Origin of the sequence: Roseateles sp., from assembly GCF_031397715.1 — a bacterium.
Lineage (GTDB): Bacteria > Pseudomonadota > Gammaproteobacteria > Burkholderiales > Burkholderiaceae_C > Paucibacter_A.
On record NZ_JANNMI010000137.1, the window covers coordinates 1 to 6,924 of the forward strand.

General features: G+C 65.5%; 6 protein-coding genes. 2 read left to right on the forward strand and 4 right to left on the reverse strand.

Features of this window, described 5'->3' with window-relative positions:
* Positions 1-809: 809 nt before the first annotated feature.
* The 4 genes from RMO57_RS05925 to RMO57_RS05940 are packed head-to-tail and all read right to left on the reverse strand — an operon-like array spanning position 810 to position 5,053.
* Positions 810-1,343, reverse strand: coding sequence for a DUF2894 domain-containing protein (locus tag RMO57_RS05925; RefSeq protein ID WP_310385091.1), 534 nt, complete (start codon positions 1,341-1,343; stop codon positions 810-812).
* Complete coding sequence (locus RMO57_RS05930) at positions 1,340-2,002, reverse strand: OmpA family protein (RefSeq protein ID WP_310385093.1); 663 nt, start codon at positions 2,000-2,002, stop codon at positions 1,340-1,342. Before RMO57_RS05930 ends, RMO57_RS05925 begins: the two co-directional genes overlap by 4 nt.
* Positions 1,995-4,310, reverse strand: a complete 2,316-nt coding sequence (locus RMO57_RS05935) for a hypothetical protein (protein ID WP_310385094.1) — start codon at positions 4,308-4,310, stop codon at positions 1,995-1,997. Before RMO57_RS05935 ends, RMO57_RS05930 begins: the two co-directional genes overlap by 8 nt.
* Positions 4,307-5,053, reverse strand: coding sequence for a DUF3348 family protein (locus RMO57_RS05940; RefSeq protein ID WP_310385095.1), 747 nt, complete (start codon positions 5,051-5,053; stop codon positions 4,307-4,309). The genes RMO57_RS05935 and RMO57_RS05940 overlap by 4 nt, the downstream gene beginning before the upstream one ends.
* Positions 5,054-5,180: 127 nt before the next feature.
* Here RMO57_RS05940 and gph point away from each other — a divergent pair, with 127 nt between their 5' ends.
* Positions 5,181-5,861 (forward strand): phosphoglycolate phosphatase, encoded by a 681-nt coding sequence (gene gph / locus RMO57_RS05945; protein WP_310385096.1) that lies wholly within the window; start codon positions 5,181-5,183, stop codon positions 5,859-5,861.
* A gap of 114 nt (positions 5,862-5,975) precedes the next feature.
* On the forward strand, positions 5,976-6,924 hold a 949-nt coding region (locus RMO57_RS05950), incomplete at its 3' end, for a M14 family metallopeptidase (RefSeq protein WP_310385098.1).

A 6,924-nucleotide genomic window follows, 5' to 3' on the forward strand; every position in this document is an offset into this window, starting at 1 on the left:
GTGCAGTGAGTTCGGCGCCAGCCCCAAGTCGCGAGCAGCGCAAGGCAGTCGGCCCGCCAGGGCCGACCCCCAAGCCATGAGCCCGGTGGCGCCCCGAGCTGCCGTGCCTCCCGAGGAAGCGCCATGGACGGCTCCGGGCACGTTGCAACCGCAGATGACCGACTGGTCAGTGACTGCAACTGAACGGCATCGCCAGTTCGCGGCTCTCAAATGCAGCCGTATTGAACCTAGATTCGGCAGTTGACCGCTCCCCAATGTGAACAAACATCGATGACCACTGAAAACTCTCGCGTCTACAACATTCACCAACCGGGTGAGAACGCTAATCGCCTGCTTGAGCCGCGCCGGAACTCGCTGGACTGCGTTGCTTCTCCTCTTGGGTAGGAGCCCACTTCCTCGTCGCGCCTTGCCAGCAAGCCCCGACACGACTCCTTCCGGCGCTTTCAACTGCCGAATCTAGGTTGAACTCGGCGTTCGGAATCGGCCAGCCTGCGGACATACGCGATTGTTTTCCGAGTGGAGCGGTCGACAGACGATGGTTCGGCCACAGCCGCGCCGCCGGTCGGCTGCGAATTGCCGTGCAAAACTTTGCAGTGCGCTGATCGCGATGGATGATCGTTCGGGCGTTGGGCCAGCCGGCGGCGATCCGTCACCGGCTGGGGCAGTCCGTCCCACCACTTGGCAATGAAGTAGCTGGCGCGAGGCTCGAACCAGTACTGCCACGCCGCCTCGATGAGCATGCCGCAGCGCGGAAACACCTGCCCTGGTGATCGTCACCTTGACACGGGGGCCAGCATCCGGCCCGGATGTCACCGACGCCGTTGAGGTGCCTTCTTCTTGCTTGTCCGCGCTGATTTTTCGCCCTCACCGGCAGCCTGCACCAGCTCCAAGTTGGCGATCGCATCCATCTGCGTCAGCAGCCGGTGCAAATAGGCTGGCGCCAGCAGCTGAATCTGCTGCAGCACGCGCGTCGCCAGTGCCTGGCCATTGAGGGGCCCCAGATGCCCGGTGACCGGCGCATGGAGGTCGGCAATGTTGCGTGCGACGCGCAGCTGGCGCCAAGTGCTTTGGTGGAGGCGCACCTGGCGCAACTCTTGGCTCGCGTCAAGCTGCAGCGAGGCGAGCAATTCGGCCAGCGGATTGCCGAGGGCAGGATAGTCCTGCTGTTGATGCGCCACTGGCGCGCGCGCCGCGCGTTGCCTCAATTTCGCAATCAGCTTGTCTCGCAGGGCGCCTTGAGGCTGGGCTGCCGCACGCAGAGCGAGTGCGTGCAGCATGCGCCGGCGCACCGGGTCAGCGCGCTGCGCAGCGACCCAATTGACAGGATCCTCGATGCTGCTCACGGTGCCGACGCCGACGATGCAGGAGCCGCAGCCGCTCGCCGTGGCCGTGGTGTGGGTGCGATTTCTACGCGGCGATTGAGCGCACGCCCGGCCGCGGTGTCGTTGGGCGCCACCGGCTGCTGCGAGCCGAATGCAGCAGAAAAAACCGCGTCGGGTGGCAGACCGTCCGCCAACAATGCCCGCGTCACGTTCAGCGCCCGCCTGGCCGAAAGATCCCAGTTGTCGGCGAACTGCATGCCCGCCACGACCCCCCGGTCATCGGTGAAGCCGCTGACCATCAGGATCTCATCGCGTTGCGCGAGGTAGGTGCGCAGCGGCGTTGCCAAAGCACCGAGCAGCGCACGCCCTTGCGCGAGCAGTTGGTCCGACCCGGTCGCAAAGAGCACCGCGCTGTTGATGCCAATTCGACCTTCCACCAGCGTGATACGACCATCCGCCAGCGGGCCGGCCAAGGCGCGCTCCAGCGCTTCCCGGCGACTCTGCTCGGCCATGCGCTGCTGCACTTCGGCTTGCAATTGGGTGGCGAGATCCAGCTGCCCAACCAGGGCCGCGGCAAGCACGAGCACAAACGCACCCAGCACGCCGGCCATCAAGTCGCCAAAAGCCGCCCAAGCGGGAGCGGCAGTGCCTTCGTGCTCCATCTCCAGTTGCTCATCCATGGGTCGCCGCACCTTGCAGCGCATCCAGGATTTGCTTTTGCGAGCCCAGGCAGAGGTCGATGACTTCGCGCGCCTGGGCCACGTAGTAGCCCAGCTGGTCATCGCTTCGGGTGATCGATGCGGACAGGCGTTCCTCCAGCGCAGCCAGGTGCTGCACGAGTTGCGCATTGGCCCCCTGGAATTGCTCAATCGCCGCGCCGAAGCCTTCGCCCACGCTGGCAACGTCGGCGGCGCTGGCCGCCAGATTGGTGGCTGCATCGGCAAGCGCTTGACCGGAGGCCTCGGCAAGCGTTGTGAAGCGCTGGCCCAAGGCTTCGATCTGAATGGTCGATCTATCCACCAGCGAATCAATCGCGACGCGCTGCTCGCCCGCGGCTTGCTGCAGCGAGGCGAGCAACGTCGATACCGTCCCCATCAGCTCGGCCCGCTCAAGCAGAGCCGCGCGGTCCTGGGCCTGGCTTTGGGCGAGCTGCTCACGCAGTGCGCTGACCATCTCGACGGCAGCGCGTGGCGCTGCACCAGCCGCTTGCAGAACTGCGCCGGCCTCAGCCAGCGTCCGTTGTGAAGTGGCCTCGGCTTGTGCCACCAGACTGCGCGTGTTCGCCAACAGGTCATCGGCCAGCACTTGCTGCTGCTGCAACTGCGTGGCTCCAATCGATGCCAGCTCATTGCGCCATGCCGCAAGCTGCTGCGCGTCATGGGCTGCCTGGCTTGCCTGCAATCGGGTGAATGCATCGGCCAGGCCGGTCACGCCGGCCTGCGTCTGCGCGGCGCATAGGCTGGTGATCTCGGTCACAGCCTGCTGCGCGCGGCTTGCGCTGTCGCGCTGCAGTTGCAGCGCTTCCTCGCGCTGCAGGGCCAGCCGCCGCTCGACGCCTTCGCGCTGTTGGTTCATGGCATTCGCATCGGCCACGGCCTCGGTGCGGCGCTCAGCGTCGCGCTCGGCCAGCAAGGTGAGATGACGGCTATGGCCGTCCGAGACCCGGTCCAGCAGGGCCTGCGTCTGCGTGGCGAATTGCTGGGCGGTTTGGGCAACCAGCGCTCGTGCGCAGGCTTGTTGCTCGGCGAGCGCGCCCAAGTGATCTTGCAGCGAGGCCCAGCGTGCTTGATCGGCATGGGCCTGCGCCGCTTGGTGGCGGGTGGCCATCGTGTCCAGCGCCGTAAGCGTCGTTTGCGAATCCGAGGCCCAGCGCTGCCCCTGCAGTTCCATGGCGCGCTGCGAGGCCGCACCGACATCTTCCAGCAGCTGCAGCGCGAGCTCTCGCTGCTGGCGCAGCGCTGCGGATTGCGCCTGGGCAGCTTCCGCTTGGTGATGTGCAATGCGCTCGGCGCCCGCCTCGAAGCGGCTGCTGAGCGCGCTGAGCTGATCGGTCACCACGGTGCCGACGCGCTCATGCAGCGATGCGGCCTCGCGTGCGATGGCCCCCATCGCCGCTGTTGCGGCGGGTTGAATGGCAGCACCTGCCTCCCGCGCAGCTTGTGCAAGGCTGTTGCGCAGGGTGGCGTCGACACTGCTGGCCAAGGCGGCATAGGCTTTGCTGGTTTCGCCGTGAAAGAGGCTGTTTTGCGCGGACAGTTGTTCAGCAATGCGCTCGGTGAACTGCTGCAGCCGGGCGACCATCTCCAGCTGCTTCGAGTTGTCGCGCTCGATCGCAGCTGAAGCAATAGCCTGCTGCTCAATTCCACGCCGATGTGCAGACGTCAGATGGCGCAGCCGCCCCAACAGAGCGCCATCCAGCAGAGCACCAGCGGCCGAGCGCTCCCTGCGGGCGAGGGCCACCATCAGACCCAACATGGCTGAGCCGGCGACGCCTGCCACGCTGGCGCTGAACGCCAGGCCAAGGCCCTGGATCGGGGCACCCAGCGCTGAGCGCAAAGCGGCCAGGTCAGCGGAGGCGCCCAGTGCGCTGGCCGTGCTGCTCAAGGTGATGACCAAGCCAATGAAGGTGCCGAGCATGCCCAGCAGCACCAGCAAACCCGCCAGCGCTGGAGCCAATGCCAAGCCTGGGAGGCCGACGCGCTGGCCATCCAGACGCATCTGCACAGCGCCCCGCAAAGCGAGCGGCACAGCGGCGATCCACTCGTCGGGCACTTCGGGCACTGCGCGCGCTGTGGCCGCGGCCAAAGCACGGCTGTCCCGGCGAAAGGTCGCCAGCTCCCACACGCCGATGGCATAAAAAACAGCAATCAGCCCCGCCATGGCCAGTGCGACGGGGTGGTTCCTTGAGGCGGCCATGCCGGCGCCGGCGATGCCGGCCAGACCGGCAGCCATGGCGATGGGGTAGAGGGCGTTGAGAGATCGGTTCATCGGGGTCGGTTGGTGTTCAAGGCCTCAACGAGGCCCAGCACAGGTTGAAGTTTTTGGTCCAGCTCGGCCCGCAGCAATCGCTGCAGGTCTGACCAGAGGCGGGCGCGCCACCGCAGCGGATCGGCGACGTGGTGCTTGCGTGCTCGGGTCTCCAGCACCGCGGAAAGCCCGGTCATGGCGCGCAATTGGGGCGAGGCAACTGCTCGCTCGATGTACTCATCCAACTGAGCCAGCCGAGCGAGTTCGCCGGAGACGCGCGTCAGCTTGGCTCGCAGATGCGCGCGGAACGCGGCAGTGCGGCTTTCGATCAAGCGCTGCTGTTGGGTGAAATGCTGCAAACAGGGCGCAAGCAGATCCGTGAACGCTGCGCCGTCGGATGCAGATTCGGACTCGCCCGCCAGCTCGGGGTGATTGAAGCTGGCAGCCAATTGGGCCTGGATGCGCTCCAGCTCAGCGCTCGCCCAGCACATGGACTCGATTCGAGCAGCCTCAGAGGTCGTGTTCCCAGGGGGCGTGGTCAAAACTTGGGAGATTTCGATGGCATCCGCCCAGCCTAGCCAGGAGCCCAGCCGCTCGGCTGCCGGTGGCGGGGAGCCTGAAGCTGTGCTCCATTGGCGCAGCAATTGAGACAGCGACTCGGGCGGGAATGGCGGGAATGGCTTGGAAATAGGTTGCATTCGGTGAAGCCGACGCCTGCGCTCTTGCTGCTGAAAATAGGGGATTTTAGAGAAGGCCCTCGGCATAGCCCGATCCCGTTCAGCCGAAGGCTAGATTCGCACCAGCACCGCCGTAGCCTGAAGCCACTGACTTTTCCGGACTCTGTTCTTTTCGGCAGGTCAGAATGGGGTCAATTTTTCCGAGCCCAATGCCATGTTTGCGAACTCTATGCCGTCGTACCCAGTCCCGCCACGCGCCTTCATCATCGACCTCGACGGCACTCTGGTCGACACCTTGGGCGACTTTGTGGCCGTGTTGGAGCGGGTCTTGAGCGAGCTGGGCCTGGCCACGGTGGACCGGGCCTTTGTCGAGCAGACGGTGGGGCGGGGCAGCGAGCATTTGATTCGCAGCTGCCTGATTCATGTCGGTGCCGACGCCGGCCTGTATGAGCGCGCTTGGGCGCTCTATCAACAGCATTACCGCTCGCTGAACGGCCAGTTCTCGGCCGTTTACCCCGGCGTGATCGAGGGCCTGCAGAAGCTGCGGGCGACCGGACTGCCGATGGCCTGCCTGACCAATAAGCCGGCGGCGTTTGCCCGCGAGTTGCTGGCACTGAAGCACCTGGATGGGTTCTTTGACCATGTCTTCGGCGGCGATGACTTTGCGCGCAAAAAGCCCGACCCGCTGCCCTTGCTGAAGACCTGCGAGGCGCTGGGCACAGCCCCGGCGGCAACCTGGATGATTGGCGATTCCAGCAATGACGCCCAAGCCGCCCATGCGGCCGGCTGCCCCGTGGTGTTGGTCAGTTATGGCTACAACCATGGCGAGCCGATCCGCAATGTGCCGGCCACCCTGTATGTCGACAGGCTGGACCAGCTCAGGCTGGCTTCCTAAGCGCAGAGATGGGCCCGAAAGCGGCGTTGGGCTTGCAGAGCGGGGAGTTCCGTCTATACAAGCCACAGGCTTTGGGCAAAATAGCCTGATTGCATTCACCGATCGCGAGAACTCATGGCCGCCTCACCTCCATTGCCGCACGCCCGCTTCGACGAGTTCTACCGTTACGAGCCGCTGACCGCGCTGCTGTTTGCCTATGCCGAGGCGCGGCCCAATCTGGTCTCGGTGCGCTCGATTGGCCGCAGCCATGAGGGCCGCGACATCTGGGTGCTGATACTGACCAACACCGCCACCGGCGCCGACGTCGACAAGCCGGCCTTCTGGCTGGACGGCAATATCCACGCCGCCGAGCTGACCGCCTCGACCACCTGCCTCTACTACCTGCACCAGCTGATCTCCGGCTACGGCACCGACGCCCAAGTCACGCAGCTGCTGGATACCCGCGCCGTCTATATGGTGCCGCGCCTGAACCCCGACGGCGCCGAGCTGGCTCTGGCCGATCGGCCGCGCCATATCCGCTCCTCGACCCGGCCCTACCCCTACGACGAGCAGCCGGTCGACGGCCTGACACCCGAGGACATCGACGGCGACGGTCGCATCTTGAGCATGCGCGTGCCCGACCCGCATGGCACTTATAAAAAACACGCCGACGAGCCACGCCTGCTGGTGGCACGTGCGCCGGGCGAGTTCGGCGGCGAGTATTACCGCTTGCTGCCCGAGGGCTTCATCAAGAACCATGACGGCTTGACGGTGACGGTCAACAAAGACCGCGAAGGCCTGGATCTGAACCGCAACTTCCCATCCGAGTGGCGGCAGGAATACAAGCAGGTCGGCGCCGGCCCGTTTCCGACCAGCGAGCCGGAGGTGCGGGCGATGGTGGAGTTCATCACCACGCACCCGAATATCGGCGCGGCCATCAGCTATCACACCCACAGCGGCGTGATCCTGCGGCCGATGGGCGGGCACAGTGACGACGACATGATCCCCGAGGATCTATGGACCTACAAGCGCTTCTCGGCCTTGGGCGAAAAGCACAGCGGCTACCCGGCCATCAGCATCTGGC